Source organism: Enterococcus olivae, assembly GCF_053760925.1.
On sequence record NZ_JBSMVT010000001.1, the window covers coordinates 341,132 to 362,792 of the forward strand.

Below are 21,661 nucleotides of genomic sequence, written 5' to 3' on the forward strand. Positions count from 1 at the left end.
AATTTTTGTTAGCTTACTTCGTTGGCGGACGAGGTAGGCTTTTTTTGTTTGTTGAACACTAGCCAATGGGTCTCACTTCGACGATTGCCAAAGAGTGGCCTGAATGGCTCAATTGCTTGTAATACCTCTTTGAGTTTTACCTGGTTCTCATTCCACTTAAAAATCAATACACCATTAGGTTTTAAAACCCTCATGCACTCAGTCATGCCTTGTAAAATATCAGCTGGCCAAGTATCTTTATCTAATTGTCCGTATTGAGCCTTCATAATCGAATTAGGACCTGCCCACTTTAAATGTGGTGGATCAAAAACGATTAAATCGTAGGTATTATCAGGAAAAGGCATGTCTCTAAAATCGGCAACCACATCCGGTTGGACGTTTATTTTTTTACCGTGAATTTCAAATGTTTCCCTACGCTTATCCATATAGGTGGTATATTCGTTGTCTTTATCAAACCAGAAAAGACGACTTCCACAACAGGCATCTAAAATTCTCATTCACTCACTCTCCTACGTAATTCCAATTCTCTTTCCTTCAGTTCTTCCCAAGTCAATCCTCTATTCGCAATCTGAATTTCTCTCAGCTCGTCCAACTCAGCCCGAATACCTTGTAGAGCTACAGTAGCGCTAGGACCAATCAAGCTAGTATCACTTAATGCCTGATCAATAATTTCCGCACGCTTAGTTGCTAGTACCAGTAAACGTTCTAAAATTTCGTGATCATTCATGTTTCTCACCTCTCAATTCATCCAATGAAATCTCTAATGCATCAGCAATCTTACAAACCAATTCAAAAGATGGTTTATCGATTTTCCCTAATTTCAAAGCAGAAATAACTGTATTATTTACATTTGCTCGTTTAGCTAGTTCCGATTGGTTAATTCCTTGTTCAACCATCTTATTTTTAATCAACAACCACAATATATTGTGTTTGTTCGTATTTCGTTCTCGCAACATGTTGCGATCACCTCCTTTTTATTGTATAATCTGTCTTATGAATACTGCGTCTGCCAACGTTTTATTCAAATAAGACGAAAGGGGTCGATCATATGGCTCGAATAAAAATAAAAGTACCAAGCAAAGCTAAAATTAGACGCGAAATGACTAAAGCTATTCGTAAAAATTTACTTTGCTTTAATTGTGGAAGAAAACTTCCTAGTGGTCTTGCCAGTACCGTAACTTGCCCAAATTGTGGAGCAAGAACTAAATTGAATTAATCGTAAAATTCAATTTTTACAACTCGTCCGATGACTACTCCAATAGTTATCAGGGCGAGTATTTTTATAGTTTTTCCCATTTACTTTCTACCTCCATAAAGTGCTTAAATTTTTGATCCCAACGATATCCAAACGAATGTCCCTTACTTGCCTATCAATCTTTGCAATTACTTACTTTCTCCAATTTCTCCAACCTTTTCTTGTAACGTTCCAAACGCCGCATCCTATTTACATGAAGACGGTCAAGCATTTCTGATTTCATCAACTCTTCGAGATACGAAATTTGCTCTTTTAACCATTTGATTTCCACCTGTTTGTCCACTTGTATATCCACTCATTCACTCCTTTGCAAAATAAATTTTGATCAGATTAGTTAGTGCAAAATAAGCAACAGCTGCTAAACCAATCTTGATATTGACTGACGATGCCCACACTAGCAGTACCAGCATGCCGATCGTGTCAATACTTACAAAAGCTTTTTTGTTCATATTTTTCCTCCTATCTGTGTACGGACATTAACCAAACACGACATTCTTCCTTATCGTAGAATTTCAAACGCTCGCCCATCATTGAAAAAGGCATCCCTTGGGTTTCCCATTCTCGAATGGTCGTAGTCGATACACCAAAGTATTGGGCAATTTCAGTTTGATTCAGTACCCTGCGTTCTACTCCAGCATCGGTTCTAGCACGCTGGACTTCTTCGGTGATAATTTGATAAATGAAACTTCTCAACTCATTGCTATTTTCTTCTGTTAACATGACTTGCATTGGATTCACCTCACTTTTTTTAAAATTCGTCATTCCAAACTTTGTATTTGATAGCAAACTCTTTAACGATAGCTAGGTAAATTTCAAGCAACCGTTTATCGCTTTCGATAACATCCAACTTATTTGTTTTATCTCGTCTCGATTTGGAAACTCCTTCTCCAGCCATTCGATCTCGTAAATTGGACAATCGTCTTCCTAAGTCAGCTTTCGCACGTCTATCTACTTCCAAATAAATCGCATTTTGAATTTCACGATAAGCTTCTGGGTCTCCACCAACTTTATTCGCCATTCTACGAATAAGTTTCTTGGAATCATTTCTCCAGTCAGTCGTGTTCAAAGCCACGATGTCGGAAATGCTATCAACTTTAGATTCAATACGTTTACTAGACAATTCTTGATTAGCGATTGCTTGAAATAATCCCTGGAACATTTGAAGTTCTGGACTTAAATTTGACGTGTCTAATTGCTGTTTGATGTGTTCTTCCATTTGGTTGAATGCTTCAATGTATTTGAGTTTGAATTCATCTGCTTTCCGTCCAGTGAATCCCATTGCGATAAAAGTGAATCCGTCTCGGTTCATGTAGTACATTTTGTTATTCTTACCACTTTTATCTTGGTAAGTTCCTTCTGCGAACATGTTTTGGTACTGAGCGTAATTTTGCGCTGAGCTAAACTTGTTTTCGATAGCCCTCATTACATCCTTGTGTTGCTTCTCAAATCCTTCTGCTACTTGCAAACTTGTTGTTACTGCTTGTTGGTCTTTCATGATAACTAAATTTGTCATCTTACCCTTCCTTTCTTTGGTATAATTCACTTATCAGCAAGTGGTCTGCTGAAATAACTAATAAGGTGGTGAAATTATGTCTGAAAATTTACTAGAATCTCTTGTTCAATCTTCTGTAAAATCCGTTTTATCAAAAGACAGATACTCTGAAAAAGAAATAATGAAAATGTATACCTCTAGCAAAGATATAGGTGATATATTAGCAAATTTGACTAAATTCAATATGCAATACACAAATGAAGTCATTTTCCAAGTACTTACTAACCTATCTGATGCCGGGTATCTTCAATTGCCTGATGAATCTGAGTAGCTATTTTGCTTAGTTCATCTTCACTAAGTAAAAATGATTGTTCTTCTCTATTCTCAGTAGAAGAGAACAACTTAATCTCAACACCATCAATGAGAGCGTAGGCAAAAAGCTTATGCTCTTTAAATCTGTCCATTTCAAATATTTTCAAACTCCCTTCCAAGCTGTTTCCGAAGATTGGCAGTAGTTGGTTTACACCATCTTTTTTTGAATAGATGATTATGTCTTTCATTTATTTCGCCTCCTATCTAATTTTGTAATACGAAATGATATCTGTTAGTTGTTTCAAGTGTTTTTCTGGATTAGCCAGTATTCTACGTAAATATTGCTCTGTAACCCCCAGCGCACTAGCTACATCGGGAATTTCCCACCCATTCTTTTCAAAATGGTCTAAAATTTTTTGACGCGTTTCCTGTACTTTCGCCATTAGTTCAACCTCCTTTCAAATTAAGTAAACAAATTTAACAACTTTTTTCTAAATTAAATTGACTTATTCGGAATCATACTCTATACTTAAAGCGTGATTAAATAAGACTTAAAAACACTAATATTATTAGCTTTCTTGGCGGTCAGCGTAAAATAATTAAGGGTATTTTTGTTGTCTTTTTAGTTGTTAAACTTGTTTACAAAAACTAGTATAGACTATAATTCTGAATATATCAAGTAATTTCAGCGTATTTTTCTAAACTTTTTTTGTGAGCGTTCAGAAAGGTTGATAAATCAATGAATACTTACGAAATTATCAAAGAGCTTGCGAAAATGAAGAAGATTTCAATTAGACAATTGGAAATAGATTTTGGATATTCTAACGGCTATCTGTCAAAATGGAAAAATAATACTCCTAACGCAGATGAATTATCGCGCCTTGCCGACTACTTTAATGTATCGGTAGACTATCTCCTAGGAAGGACGGACACATCTGGCGAACATACAGAAACAGAACTACGCAAAGCCTTAGAAAATGTAATGTCTTTTGATGGTGAAGAGATGACAGAAAATGATAAAGAAGCGATTATTGCCTATATGATGGGTCGCAAAGGTAAATGAGGTGTTGTTGATTGCAAAGGTTGAAAAACAAATTAAAGGAATTAGGTATCGAATTAGAATTTTTATCGATGGAACATTCTGGATACTATGTTCCTGATTTAAAAAAAGTATTTGTTAATGAATCACTAGATGAGGAATATATGAAGTTTGTTAGTTTGCATGAATTAAAACATGTGTTAGATCATGCAGACTACATAGCTTTGTACGACACGTTTATTCACCACTCTAAAATGGAAACTGAAGCTGAATTTTACGTTATTGATACAATTATCGAAGAAAACAACGGACAGTATAACTATAGTCAACTGATTGAGGAATTTGATATAGGAATAGGTTATGATGTTAGATTTTCACAATAAAAACACCCTCACCAGTGCTACCAACACTGGAAAGGGCTACCTCTTTCGAGATATGTAAAGAACTAAATATATTATATCAAAGAAAAGAGGAAAAGAAATGCTTAAAAATGAAATACCTAAATACGTTGTTTTACAAACTGTTTTGAAAGAAAAATTTCTTGGAACTGGATCAGGAAATCTATCAGAACTAGAAGGTGTTATTAACAAACAATGCTCTAAAGGATTCCGATTACACACTATTTCTACAACCACTAGTGGAAGTAAAGGTTTTGGTGGTGGCGATAGAATCCAAGCAACTATGGTTTTTGAAAGTCTGTAATAAAAAAACACGCCCCTCTTTCCTGGCAGTCAGAAGGCGTGCTAACCATAAATAAAACCTAACAATAGGCTTATTTAACTATGCCTATTGTACCAAATCTAAGGAGCTGATACAACATGGCAACATTTACCCAATACGAAAAAAAGAACGGTAAAAAGGCCTGGATGTTTAAAGGATACCTCGGAACAAATTACATCACGGGTGAAGAAATCCGAACGACTAGACGTGGCTTTTCTACTCGAAGAGCTGCGCAACAAAAATTTAATGAATTAAAGAATGATTTTAACAATGGTGATTACTCACCAAATAAAAACAAAGATATGAAGTTTAGCGAGCTATATGATCTATGGTTCGATGTGTACAAAACAACCGTTAAAGAAAATACCTGGATACAAACAGACAGACGAATTAAAAAGTATATCCTTCCCAAATTTGGGAATATGTATATCCAACGCATCGACTTAAAAACTGCTCAAAAGACAGTCAACAGCTGGGCGAAACAGTTCGGCATGTACACGAAATTATTGTCTTATGTAAAACGCGTGATGGATCATGGTGTGATGCTCGAACTGATTACTGACAATCCCTTTCGTAAAATTATGATTCCCACTGCACTAGATGTTTCCAACCAAGATAAAAAATTAAAATTCTACACCAGGGAACAACTTGGCGCGTTTCTCACCTATTTGGAAAACAGACACAACGAAATTCCAGATAGTCAACCGGTGCGCCAATACTATTCCGAGTTAGATATGATTCTCTTTCGTGTTCTCGCCTTCTCTGGACTGCGTATTGGCGAGTTACTAGCTCTCACATGGAAAGATGTTGATTTAGTAAACAACACTATCACAGTGAATAAAACCGTGTCTGACACGAAAAAGGGTTTCACCATCACTACACCAAAAACGAAAAATTCTTATCGAACAGTGGATATAGACAATGTGACAATTCAGAAGTTAAAATCTTGGAAATTGTATCAAAAAAAATTCTTTTTCAAAACAAATGTACAAAAGAATAATCTAGTGATTACTAATTACGAAGGTGGATACATGAGAAGAAACAATGTCTACAATCGTTCAAAACGTGCAGCAGATGGTGCAGGGTTGTCAAGAATGGGGAATCACGGATTTAGGCACACTTATGCAAGTCTCATGTTTTCAGCAGGAATCAACATTAAAGATGTGCAAGAACGTTTGGGTCATGCATCTATATCCATGACACTAGACATCTACACTCACATGACAAAAGAGAATCATAAAATAACAACGGAACTATTCGAAAAGTATGTTGGTTTTTAACCCAAATTTGACTCCGGAAACGGTTCGCTTTATGTTTTTCGTTGTTTTTCTTATTTATGTAAGTAGTTGATTTAACGCTATTTCTCGTCTATTTACTTCTATTTAATAACAAAAAACATAACACCGTGAAACTAAATAATCACTAATAATAAACGCTGGAAGTTGGTTAAAACCATATTCAGCGTTTTTGTTTTGCTTATATTCTTTGATAAACTCTTGATTTTCAATCGTTCAGGAATAAATATGCCACGTTTGAGCAATTTTTGGTTATTACAGATAAATTTGTGATATAAATAGATTAGCAAGAATCTTCCCCGTTGAATAGTTGTTATTCTTGTTTGGTCACAAAATTTCGATTGCGTGGTGAAGTTTTTTTGTCAGGAAGACCTTAGCTGAGCTAAGGTCTTTTTTGATGTCTGAAGAATCTCCTATCATAATAGCTTTGCTCTATACAACAGCTTTTATCTTATAGGCAAAAAAACAAGATGCACTGAACATCTTGTTTTTTCATATCTTCTTAGAACCACCTGTTTCATAATTGATCTGATACCCCTCCTGAACATTGTACAAGAAAACATTAAAACTTAAATGATTATCTTCAATGCTCTGGGCCTCTATCTGTACCCCTCTTGCCACCAATTCCTCTTCCTTAAAAAATGGGGTCACTCGATACCGAACATGATGTCCTGTTTCTCGTAAGTAGCTTACTACCATTTCCTCGTACTCAGTCATTGCTCGTTGATTCAACTGCTGAGTCCCGGTAAAAAGATTGCGCCAATTTTCATTTTCTCCACTAAAGCGAAAAGCGATCAAATGGGATCGATTATACAACCATTTGCCATCAGGTAATTTCTTTTGTTTCCAACCGCTTGGATAGACGTTGGAAATATCTCCTCGCTCTTCCGTGGGCATCATACTTTTATGAAGTAGAGCATCCGCTGGTCCGACTCGATTCAAACGATCCAGCAGAGAAAAATTCTGCCAAGTTCCCCCACTTAAAGAAAGGCTTTCTTCTGTAAAATCTGGGTGATTATTATTCAGTGTAACAATCGAGTGTTCACCGTCGTATGTCGGTAGATCTTCAAGCTGTCCGTAATCAAGTAGTGGCGACTGGTCAAAATTAAAGGCTGTAATAATAGTAGACGGATCCGTCCAATCAACCTTTGACAGATCCACTTGTCCTGCTGTTGCTGTAAAAACAAACAATACCAGCAAGGAATACAGCAAAGCTTTGCTTTTATTTACTGGTTGTTTCCTTTTTGTCATCTATTCTCACCCTATATTTTTTCAGAAAGAAACGAGAATCCTAAAGAGAATTCTCGTTTATCTTTTTATTCAAAGTGTTCGCCGTAGATATCATCCACAGTATTGTTTTCATCGATCACGATGTAAAGACTCTTTGTTTTTTCACTTACTTTTGTTGACTGGTAAAGATTGTCTAAGCCATCTGTTGATTTATCTTTGTATGGGAAGTAAACCAAATCAGGTTCACCTGTTTGATATAAGATCTCCATGCGTTCGATATCTTCATATTTTAACGCACGAGCGAACATTCCCAACTCTAAGCCACCTAGATTGATATCATGTGTTGCCACATGGTCTCCTTCTTGGAAAACTTCAATTTTGAAGCCTTCACATGGATGAATCTCTACAAATTCACTACCTTTGATACGTCCAAAACTAGTTGAGATTTGCTTGATCCATAAATCACCAATGTAACGACGATCGATCGTCCAAGTTTCTCCATTACGGAAAAGTAATTTTAACGCTTTCATATGTCTAGCCATGTTGAACTCTCCTCACCTTGTTGGTTATTAAATTCTACATCCTCAGTGTAACATAACAATTGTCCAACGTAAATAAAATACACGTTGGACAATTCAAGATTTTCTCTTAAAAGATGGCTTATTCGATTCAATATTCAGCTAAGAAAACTCGCCCAAATTCAAGCAGTTTTTCTTTTTTATTTTCAATTTTTCCATCGATTACTGCCTCTTCACAGGCAGATAAAACATCTTTTAACCATTTTCCAGGTTTTTGATTAAAAGCTGTCATCAAATCATGTCCTGTGATCGCTAAATCACGCAAAGAAAATATTGGTAATTCTTGATACATTTGCTGTACCTTTTCCAATTGAGGTGTCCGATCAAAATAAGGCAACAACTCTTCAGCCAAAAGAGCCTGTTCTTCTCCCAAGGTATACAATAACTGTTTTGTAAAGAATGCTTTTTTTCTAAACTGTAAGCCGGCAAAAACTGCCTGTGTTTTTTTGATCAGATCATTGGAGCATTTCCAGCTTTTCAAAAATGGACGAATCTCTCCCTCACTCAATCCAAGTTGATCGGCTAATAACACCCAAGCATGAACTTCTTTGTGAATTTGTTTGTCTGTTAAATTAGCAAAACGAAGCAGTGCTTCTTTGGCATTTTGCAATTCTGGACAATATAAATAGCATTGCGTTTGGACAAACATCTCCAATCCCTGCTGACGGTGTTTTCCCAAAAGCAATTTTACAAATTCGATAGTGATTCGTTCAACAGAGATTTTTGCCAGCAATTCATGATTTTCCAAAATAGAGTCAAAGGTCTCTTCGTCTAATTCAAAACCAAGCTGACTAACAAAGCGCAAACCACGCATCATTCGTAGTGCGTCTTCGTGGAATCGCTCATGTGGATCTCCTACGGCCCGTAAAACTTTATTCTCCAGATCTACCAAACCAGAAAATAAATCAATGACTTCCCCGTCTTCTTTCAAAGCAAAGGCATTGATCGTGAAATCCCGCCGCTTTAAATCTTCTTCCAGAGAACGAACAAATTCTACGTGATCGGGTCGGCGAAAATCCTGATAGGTTGATTCCGTTCGAAAAGTAGTGATCTCGTATTTATCATCATTTTCCAAAACTAGAACGGTTCCGTGTTCGATCCCTACATCGACTGTTCGCGGAAAAATCTCTTTGATTTCTGCCGGGAAAGCACTGGTCGCAATATCAACATCATGAATCGGCTGCTGAAGCAAAACATCCCGGACACTTCCTCCTACAAAATAGGCTTCAAAGCCAGCATGTTCGATTTTTTTTAAAATCGGCAATGCCCGCTGATACTCAGGAGGAATATTCTGTAATCTCATTTCTTCACTTCCTTACTGATCAACTTCTGATTTTTTACCATCTTTTCGCTCAAAACGATAGCGATCCCGATGATTGAATTTTTCCATGTTTCGTTCAAAAACCTCTGTCAGATCAATATCCAGCGAATTCGCCATGATCATTGTGACAAATAAGACATCTCCCAATTCCTCGGCAACAGTCTTGACTGCCTCCGTCGATTTTTTTGGTTTTTCTCCATAATAATGATTGACCTCTCTGGCCAGTTCGCCGACTTCTTCTGTCAGTCGAGCCATCTGAGACAACGGACCAAAATACCCAGCTTTAAACTGTTGAATATAAGCATCGACTTCTTCTTGCATCGATACTAAAGAACGTTGATTTTCCACGTTGTTTCACCTCTCTAGAATTCTACTTATCTATCTTAACAAATTGATGAGAGAATTCATAGAAAAGAAGTGTTGTCTAAGAAAGATTTACATGCTACATTAAGACGGTGATTTTCCAAACAACGGAGGTAAACATGAAAGAACTATTTTCCTTAAAAACATTTAGAGATATTGTCGTAATCGTTCTAGGAACAGCCATTTACGGATTCGGAATCGTCTTTTTCAACATTCCAAATGAACTGGCAGAAGGTGGAATCACAGGGATCACTTTGATTCTACGAGCCCTTCTATCGATTGATCCAGCCATCAGTACACTCTTTTTAAACATCCCATTAATTTTGATTGGTGGAAAAATATTAGGTCGTCGCTCTCTTTACTACACCATTCTCGGGACATTGGGCTTGTCTTTTTGGCTATGGTTCTGGCAGAGAATTTCTTTAGTGATCGATCTTCAGCATGATTTACTGATTGTAGCTTTACTAGCAGGTTTGATTACTGGTGTCGGAAGTGGGATCATTTACAAAGTTGGTGGCACCACTGGAGGAAGTGACGTTGTTGCCCGTATCATTGAGAAAAATTTTGGAATTTCTATCGGACGTTCCTTATTGATCTTCGACGTAGTCGTTCTTATCCTGTCACTTTCTTATATCAATTTGAACAAGATGATGTATACCTTGATTTTTGCCTATGTTTTTTCTAGAGTCATCGATTCTATTTTGGATGGCGGATATTCCGCCAAAGGAATTTTGATCTTTTCGGATCGCAATGCTGAAATTGCTCCCTTGCTGATGAATGAACTAGAGCGGGGTTTGACCTTCTTTAATGGTCAAGGGGGGTATTCCAATGATGATAAAGCCATTATTTATATCGTCGTGAGCCCCAGAGAAATTTCTGAGGTCAAACGTATCGTAAACGAAGCTGATCCAAGATCCTTTGTCTCAGTCATTAACGTTCATGAGGTTCAAGGAGAAGGTTTTAGTTATCTCAAACCTAAAAATCGAATTTTTTCTAGAAATAGAAAACAAATATAAATTTTTCGACAAACTAAAAAATCACTTTTTATTCTAGAAGCTCTCTCTAAGTTTAAAAGTGATTTTTTATTGTCTATTCCTGTGTGATAGTGCTCAATTTCAAAAATAATTTGAGGTGATACTCTTTGAGGAAACTATAGGCACGAGGACTGCAACAGTCACTCTCAAGTAATTCCGTCTGTGCTTTTAGATTTCAATCCATGCAGTCACGAGGACTGCAACACTTACAAGGCGAGATGGAAAAGGTTAATAAAACATTTCAATCCATGCAGTCACGAGGACTGCAACTTGGAGAACTATGGTCGAAGTAATAATCATATAAGATTTCAATCCATGCAGTCACGAGGACTGCAACGTTCGGGAACTGGATGGACATTAATTAAAGTATATATTTCAATCCATGCAGTCACGAGGACTGCAACTCAAACTCATCACTAAAGTTGACTGGTAGCGATCATTTCAATCCATGCAGTCACGAGGACTGCAACCTGTTGATCGTAAGTTTGACATTACCGCCTGTAGATTTCAATCCATGCAGTCACGAGGACTGCAACAGTAATGCTGGCAAGGTTCTCATTGCCGTTGTTCATTTCAATCCATGCAGTCACGAGGACTGCAACTTCGTTGACATTAAATTCTTTACACAACATATTGCATTTCAATCCATGCAGTCACGAGGACTGCAACTAACTTGGTCATAATCATCATCTATAGCAAATCTATTTCAATCCATGCAGTCACGAGGACTGCAACTAAGATGTAGCATTAGGCGCTTCGTCATAACCCATTATTTCAATCCATGCAGTCACGAGGACTGCAACGGGGGTGTATTCCCCACTTTTGCCTCGTATATGAATTTCAATCCATGCAGTCACGAGGACTGCAACTCCTGACTCTGACTCAGTAGCAGACTCCGAATCAATTTCAATCCATGCAGTCACGAGGACTGCAACACCTAAGTTTGTTGGTCTGTCGCTTCGGCATTTTATTTCAATCCATGCAGTCACGAGGACTGCAACGTGGAATTGAAGGACACATCATCAAATTTACCGAAATTTCAATCCATGCAGTCACGAGGACTGCAACGATAAGAGATAACCAATTAGGAGGAAAACAAAATATTTCAATCCATGCAGTCACGAGGACTGCAACAACAGTAGTCGGATTGTCGTTAATCACAAGTTTAATTTCAATCCATGCAGTCACGAGGACTGCAACGGTTAAAGTAGATTTCGATGGAAACATTTTGGATATTTCAATCCATGCAGTCACGAGGACTGCAACGGCGATTTTTTGAAAAAATACAGTCTTATTAGACTCTTTTTGATGAGAATCGCCCAAATATATCTTCTTTTATTGTTAAAATAAATATATTCGTATTTATTTCCTCATCATTTTATCATTTAACACTGAATCTTTAGTGCGAATCTCCTAGAAAATTTATGGGAACATCCGATTCGCACTATATCATTCTATTGATTCTATCTGTCATACAATTCATTTTATCATGGATACGTTCAGCAGAATACTGAAAAACGCAAGAATCAAATACATTCATTGATTCTTGCGTCTTTCATCATTTGGTAACCATCGATTTCTTAGCTAATAACTGATTGACCTCTGCAGAAAGGTTCAAGAAACGTTCTTGTTCTCCCTTTCCCAGAGCTTCATCAATTTGCTTATACAAAACGGAGATTTGTCCGTCGATATCTGCCTGAGAAAAGTATGCGTCCACTTTTGTAGCCATTTCTGCATCTAAGGTTTCATTCCAGCGATAATGTGGATTGTCTTCCAATACAGCTAGAAAAAATTCATTCGACCAACAGTTTGGAAAAAGACATTCCAAATATAATGGTTCTTTCCAATTCAAACGAATCTCATGAAATATTTGATCACTATCAACAAATATTTTTCCTTTCAAAAACAAGGAAATCGGTTCTCCCTCAGCTTGAATCCCCTGCACTCGAATCCCTCTTGGTGTTTTTTCTGCATGTTCAACAAAGCAAACATTTTTTAAAATCGTTTCATGAGTAGCCAGATAGTTCAAGATCCAGGAAACTTCTCGTCTCGAAAAAGAGACATGAGAAACAAACCAATTCAAAAAACGTTTTTTATCTGCAACATTAATGGTCATCATATTCACCTATCTTCTGATAAATCATCCAAAATCGACTGTACTTCTAAATCACCTGGTTCATGTGCCAGATAATGTCCCAACAAATGACGAGCTTCTTCTAAACGTCCTTCTTCTCTTAAGAAAATACCATACTCCTTCATAAACTCTGGTTCATGATGCAACGCAACATTGGCTTCTTCATAGTATTTTGCTGCGGAATCAAACTCTTCAAGCCCATTGTAGGCATTAGCCAGATTCCATAATGCATAAGGATTGTCCTCTTCTTCCATTTGCTTGATCGTTTCAATGACTTCTTCAAACATTTCTTCATTCAAATATAAATTACTCAACGTCAGCAAGGTCTCGTCTTCTTTTTCCCCAGTCTCCAAAGCTCGGAGTAAGAATTCCTCTGCTTTTTTGACATCATGAAGACGATAACTATTTTCAGAAGCGAAATGATATAAATCAACTTGGAAAGGATTCTCCTGGATACCTTCTTCGATTACTATTTGAGCTTCTTCCAACTGCTCCTCTTCCTGCAAAGCCTCAGCTAAATACAAATACAAGGCCTGATACTGCGGATTCATCGCACGTAGCTGCTGCAAGTAATAGATTGCCTTTTCATTCTCCTTCAATTGTAGATAAACAAATGCGGTCTGGAATAAACGGTCGTCCGTCTGCTCTTCTTCCAAAGCCTCTTCAAGAAAAAGGACAGCTTCTTCAAATTCTCCTCGCATGCTCAAGACTGAGCCGATTCTTTCTGTGATAGAAATACCAGCCACCTCTAAATCGTCATCCGACAAAAGCATCCGATAAATTCTTTCAGCTTCCTCAAATTTATCTGTAGAAAAATACAATTCTGCAAGTGCTAATTGAATGATATTCTCCTCAGGTAACAGTTTTTCTGCCTCTTTCAGTTTCGCTTCACTGACTTCTGGAATCCCTAAGATCTGATAAAGATCAGCCATGACCAGTAGTGACTGTACATACACATTTCCTTCTTTGGAAACAGCTTCCAGAAGCTCAAAGGCCTCCTCGATCTCATTGTTTTCAATCGCGATCTCAGCTAATGGTAAGTTATACAATTCTTCTGCTGGTTCTCGTTGTTTCAATGTTTCAAATACTTCTTTGGCTTCTGCCAAAAAACCGATCGCAAAAAGCTCTTCTCCTAATTCAGCCAGTACCTCTTGATCGTCTTTTTTTAAAGCTTCTGTCAAAGACAGCTGCGCTTCTGCTAAATCTTCATTTCTCAATGCTTCAAGCATTTTTTCACTATATGTCATTTTTCCCCTCATATCTCTGCAATCAGTTGTTGATACTGTTCAACCGTCTGCAATAATTGTCGTTCATCGATTGGGTGCTGTTCTCCAATTTTACCAACCTCTGATAAAACCACCAAACTCGGGTTCTTTTCTTGTAAATGTATCACATTCTGCAAGTATTCAGCAACAGAAAGCCGCTCAGGAAATGTGACAGGATATCCTAAATGATTAAGCCAGATCAAAAAATTTTTTAATTTAAAAGTAGCTCCGACTACTTCAAGATTCCAACACAAATGTAATAAGATACCCAAAAAAAGTTTCATATTCTCTGAAAGCAGATGACCATTATCTGTCAGATAAAAGGCCTCTTCAAAAATTTTTCCAAATGCTTCAATTGCCGGAGTCGATTCTTGGTACAGCTCTGTCAAATGCTCAATAAAGGCCGTGAAGGCAGAGGCATTAAGCTGTTTAGGTGTGGAAAAATTTTGGAACAGAGTCTGTAAAAAAGAATAATCACAGACAAGCCCTGCTCGAATAAAAACCAATAAATCTACCAGCTTCCCTTGCCCCTGTCCAGCAACGATCGTCTGATCCAAAAAAATTCGTGTTGGCAGATTTTTTGCTGTCAATAGCATCTCTGTTGATTTACGACAAATAAATCGATCTGGCACCAAGGCTGATGCGTAGGCTCGTAAGGAAACCGGCAATACCCAAAATTCCCCCTTCAAGATCGTCGTTCGTTGCAGAAAGCCCGTCAATTGAACGACCCCCTCATTTCCGAAAGCCACAAAAAGGTATTCTTTGGTCGGAGGGAATTTGCCTAAAAATTGCAGCACATCCATAAATTCTTGTAGATGATTTCCATAGACCAGATTACTGCAAACATACCAATCAATAGGTTCAGAAGAAAAAATACGCTGGATCTTCTCAAAAAAGCGATCATAATAACGCTGATTCGTCAAAACGATGACGTGTTTTCCTTCAAACATTGACGAGGAAATACTAGTTGACAGCACTTCTCCATAAACAATGGTCGTCTCTTTTTGATAAGTGATCTGCATGTCTTCTTCCTCCTTACCTTTTCCTTATTATACCACGTTCTTTCCTTTAAAAAAGAAAAAGCAAAACCCCGAAAGATTTTGCTTTTTTATTATACAAGTAAAGTAAATAACGATTGGTTTTCACTTAAATCAATGTATGTTGGATCAAACGCAGCGATTCGTTCAAAGAGACTTGGCACATCTTCTCGTGTTTTCGACAAGACCCCCAATACAACAGGCCCTGAACCACGATTGATTTTCTTTGTATACTCAAAACGAGTGATATCATCGCCCACGCCCAATACATCATTCACGAACTCTTTTAAAGCTCCTGGACGTTGTGGGAAATTGATCACGAAATAATTCATCAATCCTTGATAGATCAACGAACGTTCTTCGATCTCAGCCATCCGGTTGATATCATTGTTCCCGCCACTGATAATACAAATGACCGTCTTTCCCTTGATCTCCTCAGCCATTGATTCTAGCGCCGCTACACTCAATGCACCTGCAGGTTCTGCAACGATTGCCTGTTTGCTGTACAATTCCAAGATCGTAGAGCACACTAGCCCTTCGTCAACGGTCATCAGTTGATCAACATATTCTTTGGCATGCTGATAAGTGATTTGTCCGACTTCTTTGACTGCAGCCCCATCAACGAATTTATCCACTTGTGACAAGGCAACCGGTGATCCGTTCTCAAAGGCTTCCCTCATGGAAGGCGCTCCTTTAGGTTCAACCCCGATAATTTGAGTGATTGGACTGACTTCTTTCACATACGTACTTACACCACTGATCAAACCTCCGCCACCGATAGCAGCGAAGACATAGTCGGGCTGATAGCTTTCTTTACGAGCATCAGCCATCATTTCTACCGCCAAGGTTCCTTGCCCAGCAATAATGGCTGGATCATCAAATGGATCAATAAAAGCCATTCCGTGCTCTTGGGCAAATGCTTTAGCGGCAGCCGCGGAAGCATCAAAGGTATCCCCCACTAATTTGATCGTTACATTGTCACCTCCGAAGAAAGAGACCTGAGAAACTTTTTGCTGCGGCGTAGTGCTAGGCATGAAAATTACTGATTGCACTCCGATTTCTCGGCAAGTATACGCGACACCTTGTGCATGATTTCCAGCACTGGCACAGACAACTCCCTTCTCAAGTTCTTTTTGAGGTCGTTGCTTGATCGCATAGTAAGCCCCTCGTAATTTGAAGGATCGTACCTTTTGAAGATCCTCTCTCTTCAATAAAATCGTTGCCTGGTATTTTTCTGATAAATATCGATCGTATTGTAATGGTGTATGGTCAACAGCTGATTTGAGTAGCTGATAAGCTTGATCTACATCATTTCTTGTGACTAACCCCAAATTATTCACCTCTACTTCATGTGTCTTAGTCGATTGTTTTAACGAATGGCATCATTTTTCTTAGTTCTGCACCAACTGCTTCGATTTGATGTCCAGCACGTTCTTCGCGCATTTTTTTGAATTCTGGGAAGCCGTTTTCGTTGTCTTTTACGAAATTATTGGCAAACGTACCATTTTGGATGTCAGTCAAAACATCTTTCATGTTTGCTTTAGCAACTTCTGTGATAACGCGTGGTCCAGAAACATAGTCACCGTATTCTGCAGTATTTGAAATAGAATGACGCATTTTAGCGAATCCTCCTTCATAAATCAGGTCGATGATCAATTTCATCTCATGACATACTTCGAAGTAAGCTAATTCTGGTTGGTAACCAGCTTCTACTAGCGTTTCAAAACCAGCTTCGATCAGACTAGTCAACCCGCCACATAGAACAGCTTGTTCACCAAACAAATCTGTTTCAGTTTCTTCTTTAAATGTTGTTTCCAACACACCTACACGAGTTGCCCCGATTCCTTTTGCATAAGATAATGCTTTGGCTGTTGCTTCACCTGTAGCATCTTGATAAACAGCGAATAAAGCAGGCACCGCAAAACCATCCGTAAATGTACGACGAACCAAATGACCAGGGCCTTTTGGTGCTACTAAAAAGACATCCACATCTGCTGGAGGTGTGATAACATCAAAATGAATATTGAACCCATGGGCAAAAACTAAGGCATTGCCAGCTTCAAGATTTGGTGCGATTTCATTATCATAAAGAGCACCTTGAATTTCATCTGGTGCCAAAATCATGATCACTTCTGATTGTTTTGCAGCTTCACTTACTTCAAAAACATCAAAGCCGTCTTCACGAGCTGCTTCTGCAGATTTTCCTTCACGGATACCGATAATAACTTGGTGGCCATTATCTCTTAAGTTTTGTGCATGAGCATGACCTTGAGAACCATATCCCACGACTGCGATCGTTTTTCCTTCTAATGCATTTTCGACTACTGCGTCATCATAATAAACTTTTACCATAAACTTGTTCCCTCCAAAGTTATAATCTTTTCTATATTATTAAAAGCAACTAAATGCGATTAACCACGTTTTAATCCGGTAATACCGGTTCTTGCTAACTGTTTGATTCCGTAGGGGCGTAGAACATCAATGAACGCATTGATTTTTTCATGTGTCCCAACAACTTGAACGACAATCGTTCGTTGGGCAACATCCACGATATCTGCCCGGAATGGTGCGATCACTGCCTGAATCTCAGATCGAGTCGCTGCCGGAGCACTGACTTTGATTAACGCCAGTTCTCTTTCGATATGTGGATCAGTCGTGATGTCAGAAACCTTCACCACTTCGATTTGTTTGTTCAGTTGCTTGGTCACCTGCTCCACTTCTGACAATGTATCTACTTTTACAACGATCGTCATTCGAGAAATGTCCGATTCGACTTCTCCAACTGAGATACTTTCGATATTTACCTGTCGGCGGTTTAAGACACTGGTGATTCGGCTGAGTACACCGGATTTATTATAAACCATCGCCATCAAAATTCGTCTCATCTTATTCCACCCCTATCATTTGATCATTCGGTATTCCTGCAGGTACCATCGGCATGACTTGTTCTGAGTTAGACACGATCACTTCGATCAACATTGGTCCTTTATTCTCAAAGGCAGCTTCAAGTTCACTATCCAGTGTAGCAGGATCAGAAATACGAACGGCATCGATGCCATAAGCTTCCGCTAGTTTTATAAAATCAGGCTGTCCAGAAAAAACGGATGAAGAGCGACGCTCGTTGTGGAATCTCTCCTGCCATTGACGAACCATTCCCAGTGAACCATTATTGATCAGTACGAATTTAACATTCAGCTGATTTTCATTCAGAATCGCAAACTCCTGATTTGTCATTTGGAAACCACCATCTCCAACAAAGACCACTACAGGACGATCCCGATAGGCAAACTGTGCACCGATCCCTGCTGGAATCCCATACCCCATAGTTCCTAGTCCACCACTAGTGATCAACTGATTTGGAAAATTGAATGGATAATACTGAGCTACCCACATTTGATGCTGACCGACATCTGTAGAAACAAAGGCCTGGCCTTTGGTGATCTCGCCTACTTTTTCAATCACTCGCTGTGGTTTGATCTCTTCTTTATTTTCACGATCAAATGTGAAAGGATAGTTCTTTTTACGCTCTAAACACAAATCCTGCCATGCTTGACTATCTACTTCAAATTCTTCATAGTCTAGCATTTTATTCAATGCATTTTTTGCATCGCCAACGATTGGGATATCGGTTGAAATGATTTTGCCGATTTCAGCAGGATCGATGTCAATATGTGCGATCACTGCTCCCGTTGCAAATTGACTTGGACATGTTGCTAACCGGTCATCAAAACGGCTACCAATATTGATAAGAAGGTCACATTCAGCTAACGCCATATTGGAAGCAAAACTACCGTGCATGCCACCCATACCCAATGAGTACGGATGATCCGCTGGTAAAGTACCCAAACCAAGCAAGGTGTTAACCGTTGGCAATTTATAGCGTTCAACAAAAGTCTTCAATTCCTCAGATGCTTGAGCAGCTGTGACTCCAGCACCAGCAAGAACGATCGGCTTTTTCGCTTGTTTCAGTTGCTCCATTAAACGGCTAATTTGCATTTGTGATGGGACAGTTGTCGGTTGATAACTAACTAGATTCACAGGTTTTGTACTGGCCTCATATTTACCTTCAATGATCGAAATATCCTTAGGAAGATCGATTACAACCGGTCCTTTTCGACCAGTGGTAGCAATATGAAAAGCTTCATCAATCGTTCTTTCCAACTCATCCACATTACGAACCTGATAATTATGTTTGGTGATTGGTAAAGTGATTCCTAAAATATCTGCTTCTTGGAAAGCATCTTTCCCGATTCCCGGTGTAGCGACCTGACCGGTAAAGACAACTAACGGTACAGAATCACCCATCGCATCCGCGATTCCTGTCACGACATTCGTTGCTCCAGGTCCACTGGTCACGATAACAACTCCAGGTTTTCCTGTGGCTTTCGCATAGCCTTCAGCGGCATGGACAGCTCCTTGCTCATGTCTTGTCAAAATATTGGGAATCTCTGCATCATACAAAGCATCATACAACGGAAGAACTGCGCCACCAGGATAGCCGAAGACTAATTCGACACCATGTTTTTGTAAACATTCTAATAAGAGAGAAGCTCCTGACATTGTTTTTGATGTTTTTGCGTGTTCTTGAGTCTTCATCGATTTTCCTCCTAGTTCAGACTAATGTATTCATTTTTCACTACGTATATCATCCCACTAGTCTGTCAAACTTACGTTAAGTGGGACGGATATTCTAATCTTCTGGTATCTGCATGATTCCACCTGTATGAGCAGACGTCACTAACGCTGTATATCTTGCCAACCAGCCATGTTTTACTTTAAATTTAAATTTTGGACGTGTTTTTTCACGTTCATTTAATTCTTCTTCCGAGATTTCTACGTTCAATGTCCGATTTTTCAAATCGATCGTAATGATATCGCCGTCCTGAACTAAAGATAAAGGTCCACCTGCTGCAGCTTCCGGAGAAATATGCCCGACAGCGATTCCTCGCGTTGCGCCTGAAAAACGACCATCTGTGATCAAAGCAACGTCTCTTCCTAAACCACGTCCAACAATACTTGAGGTTGGTGCCAGCATCTCTGGCATTCCAGGTCCTCCTTTAGGTCCTTCATAACGAATGACGACGACATGTCCTTTACGAACCGTTCCATCATCAATTGCAGCAACTGCTTCATCATGGGTGCTGAAGCAAATCGCTTCGCCTCGGAACTCATGAATATCTGAATCGACCCCACCGACTTTGATTACACTGCCCTCTGGTGAGATATTTCCATATAACACAGATAAACCACCAACTGGACTGTATGGATTTTCTTTTGGATGGATAACTTCAGGATTTCTAATCAATGAATCTTGTACATTTTCACGAATCGTTTGGCCCGTCACCGTAATACGGTCTGGGTGGATCGCATCTGGAATCTCACATAATTCATGGATGATTGCTGAGACCCCACCAGCTTCATGCACATCATGCATAGAGTAAGCCGAAGATGGTGCAATTTTTGAAAGATACGGTACTCGCTTGGCGATCTCGTTGACATCTGCCAAATCGTAGTCGATCTCACCTTCATTGGCGATTGCCAATGTATGAAGAACGGTATTCGTCGATCCTCCCATCGCCATGTCTAATGCGAAGGCATCATCAATCGCTTCTTTTGTTACGATATCACGAGGTTTGATTTGTTTTTTGACTAAGTCCATCAAATGAGTAGCCGACTTACGAACAAGTTCCCGTCGATCTTCAGAAACTGCTAAGGTCGTCCCGTTGCCTGGTAAAGCCAGTCCCAAGATCTCCAACAGACAGTTCATTGAATTGGCTGTGAACATTCCTGCGCAAGAGCCACAAGTCGGACAAGCATTTTCTTCCATAAACTTAAATTCTTCTGCAGACATTTGACCTGATTTGTGAGCACCCACTGCCTCAAACATACTAGACAGCGTGATTTGATGTCCTCTTGGATCAACTCCAGCTTTCATGGGACCTCCTGAACAGAAGATAGCAGGTACGTTGGTACGCATAGCGGCCATGATCATGCCAGGAGTGATCTTGTCACAGTTCGGCATATAAAATACTCCGTCGAACCAGTGAGCATTGATCACTGTCTCAGCTGCATCACAAATCAATTCACGACTAGGTAACGAATAGCGCATTCCAATGTGTCCCATCGCGATTCCATCATCAACACCGATCGTATTGAATTCAAAAGGGATACCACCCGCTTCACGAATCGCCTCCTTTGCGACATCTGCCAATTCTCTTAAATGAACATGTCCTGGAACAATATCAATATAAGAATTACAAATCGCAATGAACGGTTTGCCCATGTCGTGAATATTTTTTACTTGCCCGGTTGCATACAGCAAACTTCTAGCGGGTGCTGCGTCGATCCCTTTTTTTATTTGATCGCTTCTCATAGTTTCACTCCTAAACACTATCCCTGATTTTTCTGCAAAAAAGAGCATCCTTCTAACAAGTAGAATGGGATGCTCTTTTGTAAGAATCCCATTCATTAACACAAATAGGACTCAAACAATCGGATTTTTTTCCGCGTTCTAAGTCCAGTTACCTAATAATGACTAATAAGTATTGTCTTTCTTTGTGCATATGAATCGTCTCCCTACAAACAT

27 protein-coding genes and 1 CRISPR repeat array are annotated in these 21,661 nt (G+C 39.0%); of the genes, 6 read left to right on the plus strand and 21 right to left on the minus strand.

Annotation, left to right across the window (positions count from 1 at the left end):
- Nucleotides 1–8: 8 nt before the first annotated feature.
- The 3 genes from ACWODM_RS01905 to ACWODM_RS01915 are packed head-to-tail and all read right to left on the minus strand — an operon-like array spanning nt 9 to nt 956.
- Complete coding sequence (locus ACWODM_RS01905; RefSeq protein WP_455319665.1) at nt 9–497, minus strand: class I SAM-dependent methyltransferase; 489 nt, start codon at nt 495–497, stop codon at nt 9–11.
- Nucleotides 494–727, minus strand: a complete 234-nt coding sequence (locus tag ACWODM_RS01910) for a hypothetical protein (RefSeq protein WP_455319666.1) — start codon at nt 725–727, stop codon at nt 494–496. The genes ACWODM_RS01905 and ACWODM_RS01910 overlap by 4 nt, the downstream gene beginning before the upstream one ends.
- Nucleotides 720–956, minus strand: a complete 237-nt coding sequence (locus tag ACWODM_RS01915) for a helix-turn-helix domain-containing protein (RefSeq protein ID WP_455319667.1) — start codon at nt 954–956, stop codon at nt 720–722. Before ACWODM_RS01915 ends, ACWODM_RS01910 begins: the two co-directional genes overlap by 8 nt.
- A gap of 92 nt (nt 957–1,048) precedes the next feature.
- On the opposite strand from ACWODM_RS01915, the gene ACWODM_RS01920 reads away from it, so the two are divergent.
- Entirely contained in the window at nt 1,049–1,216 is a 168-nt protein-coding gene (locus ACWODM_RS01920; RefSeq protein ID WP_455319668.1) for a hypothetical protein, read from the plus strand.
- Between the two features lie 154 nt (nt 1,217–1,370).
- Here ACWODM_RS01920 and ACWODM_RS01925 read toward each other — a convergent pair whose 3' ends face one another.
- The 6 genes from ACWODM_RS01925 to ACWODM_RS01950 form a co-directional block, all read right to left on the minus strand.
- Complete coding sequence (locus ACWODM_RS01925) at nt 1,371–1,550, minus strand: hypothetical protein (RefSeq protein ID WP_455319669.1); 180 nt, start codon at nt 1,548–1,550, stop codon at nt 1,371–1,373.
- Between the two features lie 4 nt (nt 1,551–1,554).
- Nucleotides 1,555–1,704, minus strand: coding sequence for a hypothetical protein (locus ACWODM_RS01930; protein WP_455319670.1), 150 nt, complete (start codon nt 1,702–1,704; stop codon nt 1,555–1,557).
- A gap of 10 nt (nt 1,705–1,714) precedes the next feature.
- Nucleotides 1,715–1,984 carry a MerR family transcriptional regulator gene (locus ACWODM_RS01935; RefSeq protein WP_455319671.1) on the minus strand — a complete coding sequence of 90 codons (270 nt, stop codon included), beginning with the start codon at nt 1,982–1,984 and terminating at the stop codon, nt 1,715–1,717.
- 19 nt (nt 1,985–2,003) lie between these two features.
- A complete protein-coding gene (locus ACWODM_RS01940; RefSeq protein ID WP_455319672.1) occupies nt 2,004–2,768 on the minus strand; it encodes a Rha family transcriptional regulator in 765 nt (254 codons plus the stop codon).
- A gap of 260 nt (nt 2,769–3,028) precedes the next feature.
- Nucleotides 3,029–3,307, minus strand: a complete 279-nt coding sequence (locus ACWODM_RS01945) for a hypothetical protein (protein WP_455319673.1) — start codon at nt 3,305–3,307, stop codon at nt 3,029–3,031.
- Nucleotides 3,308–3,319: 12 nt separating this feature from the next.
- On the minus strand, nt 3,320–3,502 hold the full coding sequence (locus tag ACWODM_RS01950) for a helix-turn-helix domain-containing protein (protein WP_455319674.1): 183 nt from the start codon (nt 3,500–3,502) through the stop codon (nt 3,320–3,322).
- 296 nt (nt 3,503–3,798) lie between these two features.
- On the opposite strand from ACWODM_RS01950, the gene ACWODM_RS01955 reads away from it, so the two are divergent.
- The 4 genes from ACWODM_RS01955 (at nt 3,799) to ACWODM_RS01970 (ending at nt 6,098) form a co-directional block, all read left to right on the plus strand.
- Complete coding sequence (locus ACWODM_RS01955; protein WP_455319675.1) at nt 3,799–4,122, plus strand: helix-turn-helix domain-containing protein; 324 nt, start codon at nt 3,799–3,801, stop codon at nt 4,120–4,122.
- Nucleotides 4,123–4,133: 11 nt separating this feature from the next.
- Entirely contained in the window at nt 4,134–4,481 is a 348-nt protein-coding gene (locus tag ACWODM_RS01960; RefSeq protein ID WP_455319676.1) for an ImmA/IrrE family metallo-endopeptidase, read from the plus strand.
- A 112-nt stretch (nt 4,482–4,593) separates the two neighbouring features.
- The gene (locus ACWODM_RS01965; RefSeq protein WP_455319713.1) at nt 4,594–4,800 is read left to right on the plus strand and encodes a DUF4177 domain-containing protein; all 207 of its coding nucleotides are present in this window, start codon (nt 4,594–4,596) and stop codon (nt 4,798–4,800) included.
- A 116-nt stretch (nt 4,801–4,916) separates the two neighbouring features.
- Complete coding sequence (locus ACWODM_RS01970) at nt 4,917–6,098, plus strand: tyrosine-type recombinase/integrase (RefSeq protein ID WP_455319677.1); 1,182 nt, start codon at nt 4,917–4,919, stop codon at nt 6,096–6,098.
- A 507-nt stretch (nt 6,099–6,605) separates the two neighbouring features.
- Here the strand turns inward: ACWODM_RS01970 and ACWODM_RS01975 are convergent.
- From ACWODM_RS01975 to ACWODM_RS01990, 4 genes are all read right to left on the minus strand, one after another.
- Nucleotides 6,606–7,364, minus strand: coding sequence for a DNA/RNA non-specific endonuclease (locus ACWODM_RS01975; RefSeq protein WP_455319678.1), 759 nt, complete (start codon nt 7,362–7,364; stop codon nt 6,606–6,608).
- Nucleotides 7,365–7,429: 65 nt separating this feature from the next.
- Nucleotides 7,430–7,885, minus strand: coding sequence for a hypothetical protein (locus tag ACWODM_RS01980; RefSeq protein WP_455319679.1), 456 nt, complete (start codon nt 7,883–7,885; stop codon nt 7,430–7,432).
- A 127-nt stretch (nt 7,886–8,012) separates the two neighbouring features.
- On the minus strand, nt 8,013–9,224 hold the full coding sequence (locus ACWODM_RS01985; RefSeq protein WP_455319680.1) for a CCA tRNA nucleotidyltransferase: 1,212 nt from the start codon (nt 9,222–9,224) through the stop codon (nt 8,013–8,015).
- Between the two features lie 12 nt (nt 9,225–9,236).
- A complete protein-coding gene (locus ACWODM_RS01990) occupies nt 9,237–9,590 on the minus strand; it encodes a nucleotide pyrophosphohydrolase (RefSeq protein ID WP_455319681.1) in 354 nt (117 codons plus the stop codon).
- Between the two features lie 134 nt (nt 9,591–9,724).
- On the opposite strand from ACWODM_RS01990, the gene ACWODM_RS01995 reads away from it, so the two are divergent.
- A complete protein-coding gene (locus tag ACWODM_RS01995; protein WP_455319682.1) occupies nt 9,725–10,621 on the plus strand; it encodes a YitT family protein in 897 nt (298 codons plus the stop codon).
- A 190-nt stretch (nt 10,622–10,811) separates the two neighbouring features.
- Nucleotides 10,812–11,905: a CRISPR direct-repeat array (repeat unit 32 nt; unit sequence ATTTCAATCCATGCAGTCACGAGGACTGCAAC).
- Nucleotides 11,906–12,197: 292 nt separating this feature from the next.
- On the opposite strand, the gene ACWODM_RS02000 is transcribed toward ACWODM_RS01995, so the two are convergent.
- From ACWODM_RS02000 to ilvD, 8 genes are all read right to left on the minus strand, one after another.
- Nucleotides 12,198–12,755, minus strand: a complete 558-nt coding sequence (locus tag ACWODM_RS02000) for a YpiB family protein (protein ID WP_455319714.1) — start codon at nt 12,753–12,755, stop codon at nt 12,198–12,200.
- Nucleotides 12,756–12,760: 5 nt separating this feature from the next.
- Nucleotides 12,761–14,020: a tetratricopeptide repeat protein gene (locus ACWODM_RS02005; protein ID WP_455319683.1), complete on the minus strand. Its 1,260-nt coding sequence runs from the start codon at nt 14,018–14,020 to the stop codon at nt 12,761–12,763.
- 8 nt (nt 14,021–14,028) lie between these two features.
- On the minus strand, nt 14,029–15,060 hold the full coding sequence (locus ACWODM_RS02010; protein WP_455319684.1) for a hypothetical protein: 1,032 nt from the start codon (nt 15,058–15,060) through the stop codon (nt 14,029–14,031).
- Nucleotides 15,061–15,149: 89 nt separating this feature from the next.
- Nucleotides 15,150–16,406, minus strand: a complete 1,257-nt coding sequence (gene ilvA, locus ACWODM_RS02015) for a threonine ammonia-lyase IlvA (protein WP_455319685.1) — start codon at nt 16,404–16,406, stop codon at nt 15,150–15,152.
- A 25-nt stretch (nt 16,407–16,431) separates the two neighbouring features.
- Complete coding sequence (gene ilvC / locus ACWODM_RS02020) at nt 16,432–17,427, minus strand: ketol-acid reductoisomerase (protein WP_455319686.1); 996 nt, start codon at nt 17,425–17,427, stop codon at nt 16,432–16,434.
- 59 nt (nt 17,428–17,486) lie between these two features.
- On the minus strand, nt 17,487–17,960 hold the full coding sequence (gene ilvN, locus ACWODM_RS02025; RefSeq protein ID WP_455319687.1) for an acetolactate synthase small subunit: 474 nt from the start codon (nt 17,958–17,960) through the stop codon (nt 17,487–17,489).
- Nucleotide 17,961: 1 nt separating this feature from the next.
- Entirely contained in the window at nt 17,962–19,671 is a 1,710-nt protein-coding gene (gene ilvB, locus ACWODM_RS02030) for a biosynthetic-type acetolactate synthase large subunit (RefSeq protein WP_455319688.1), read from the minus strand.
- A 94-nt stretch (nt 19,672–19,765) separates the two neighbouring features.
- Nucleotides 19,766–21,448: a dihydroxy-acid dehydratase gene (gene ilvD / locus ACWODM_RS02035; protein WP_455319689.1), complete on the minus strand. Its 1,683-nt coding sequence runs from the start codon at nt 21,446–21,448 to the stop codon at nt 19,766–19,768.
- Between the last annotated feature and the right edge of the window lie 213 nt (nt 21,449–21,661).

What these genes read in the sequence shown, in the direction of transcription:
- ACWODM_RS01910 (WP_455319666.1), bottom strand. Translation starts at nt 727, where the DNA reads ATGAATGATCACGAAATTTTAGAACGTTTACTGGTACTAGCAACTAAG.
- ACWODM_RS02000 (WP_455319714.1), bottom strand. Translation starts at nt 12,755, where the DNA reads ATGACCATTAATGTTGCAGATAAAAAACGTTTTTTGAATTGGTTTGTT.
- ACWODM_RS01905 (WP_455319665.1), bottom strand. Translation starts at nt 497, where the DNA reads ATGAGAATTTTAGATGCCTGTTGTGGAAGTCGTCTTTTCTGGTTTGAT.
- ACWODM_RS01930 (WP_455319670.1), bottom strand. Translation starts at nt 1,704, where the DNA reads ATGAACAAAAAAGCTTTTGTAAGTATTGACACGATCGGCATGCTGGTA.
- ilvC (WP_455319686.1), bottom strand. Translation starts at nt 17,427, where the DNA reads ATGGTAAAAGTTTATTATGATGACGCAGTAGTCGAAAATGCATTAGAA.
- ACWODM_RS01970 (WP_455319677.1), top strand. Translation starts at nt 4,917, where the DNA reads ATGGCAACATTTACCCAATACGAAAAAAAGAACGGTAAAAAGGCCTGG.
- ACWODM_RS01980 (WP_455319679.1), bottom strand. Translation starts at nt 7,885, where the DNA reads ATGGCTAGACATATGAAAGCGTTAAAATTACTTTTCCGTAATGGAGAA.
- ACWODM_RS01920 (WP_455319668.1), top strand. Translation starts at nt 1,049, where the DNA reads ATGGCTCGAATAAAAATAAAAGTACCAAGCAAAGCTAAAATTAGACGC.
- ACWODM_RS01995 (WP_455319682.1), top strand. Translation starts at nt 9,725, where the DNA reads ATGAAAGAACTATTTTCCTTAAAAACATTTAGAGATATTGTCGTAATC.
- ACWODM_RS01935 (WP_455319671.1), bottom strand. Translation starts at nt 1,984, where the DNA reads ATGCAAGTCATGTTAACAGAAGAAAATAGCAATGAGTTGAGAAGTTTC.
- ACWODM_RS02010 (WP_455319684.1), bottom strand. Translation starts at nt 15,060, where the DNA reads ATGCAGATCACTTATCAAAAAGAGACGACCATTGTTTATGGAGAAGTG.
- ACWODM_RS01985 (WP_455319680.1), bottom strand. Translation starts at nt 9,224, where the DNA reads ATGAGATTACAGAATATTCCTCCTGAGTATCAGCGGGCATTGCCGATT.
- ACWODM_RS01945 (WP_455319673.1), bottom strand. Translation starts at nt 3,307, where the DNA reads ATGAAAGACATAATCATCTATTCAAAAAAAGATGGTGTAAACCAACTA.
- ACWODM_RS01915 (WP_455319667.1), bottom strand. Translation starts at nt 956, where the DNA reads ATGTTGCGAGAACGAAATACGAACAAACACAATATATTGTGGTTGTTG.
- ilvB (WP_455319688.1), bottom strand. Translation starts at nt 19,671, where the DNA reads ATGAAGACTCAAGAACACGCAAAAACATCAAAAACAATGTCAGGAGCT.
- ilvN (WP_455319687.1), bottom strand. Translation starts at nt 17,960, where the DNA reads ATGAGACGAATTTTGATGGCGATGGTTTATAATAAATCCGGTGTACTC.
- ilvD (WP_455319689.1), bottom strand. Translation starts at nt 21,448, where the DNA reads ATGAGAAGCGATCAAATAAAAAAAGGGATCGACGCAGCACCCGCTAGA.
- ACWODM_RS01940 (WP_455319672.1), bottom strand. Translation starts at nt 2,768, where the DNA reads ATGACAAATTTAGTTATCATGAAAGACCAACAAGCAGTAACAACAAGT.
- ACWODM_RS01975 (WP_455319678.1), bottom strand. Translation starts at nt 7,364, where the DNA reads ATGACAAAAAGGAAACAACCAGTAAATAAAAGCAAAGCTTTGCTGTAT.
- ACWODM_RS01955 (WP_455319675.1), top strand. Translation starts at nt 3,799, where the DNA reads ATGAATACTTACGAAATTATCAAAGAGCTTGCGAAAATGAAGAAGATT.
- ACWODM_RS02005 (WP_455319683.1), bottom strand. Translation starts at nt 14,020, where the DNA reads ATGACATATAGTGAAAAAATGCTTGAAGCATTGAGAAATGAAGATTTA.
- ACWODM_RS01950 (WP_455319674.1), bottom strand. Translation starts at nt 3,502, where the DNA reads ATGGCGAAAGTACAGGAAACGCGTCAAAAAATTTTAGACCATTTTGAA.